General features: G+C 59.5%; 1 protein-coding gene. It reads left to right on the forward strand.

Translation table 11 applies throughout. The features are described from left to right. Positions 1-252: hypothetical protein (locus MKD49_RS26635; protein ID WP_371925522.1), on the forward strand; the 252-nt coding region annotated here is incomplete at both ends.

Below are 252 nucleotides of genomic sequence, written 5' to 3' on the forward strand. Positions count from 1 at the left end.
GTACAACGCAATGGTTACCGCGATTACATCGGGGTAAGGATTCGTGACGAGCACGGCGCCGTCGTTGCTGAGCACCGGTTCCTTGGCCTGCTGGGGTCCGCGGCGTACACGGAGTCTGTGGCCCATATTCCGGTCTTGAGGGCTAAGGCGTCTCGTATCCTCGCGCTGTCTGGCTACCGCGCTAACTCTCATAGCGGAAAGGCGGTTGTTCGCACGATTGCTGAGTTCCCGCGTGATGACTTCTTTGAGGCG

This window comes from Herbaspirillum sp. WGmk3, from assembly GCF_023952535.1.
In the GTDB taxonomy this organism is placed as follows: Bacteria; Pseudomonadota; Gammaproteobacteria; order Burkholderiales; family Burkholderiaceae_D; genus Herbaspirillum; species Herbaspirillum huttiense.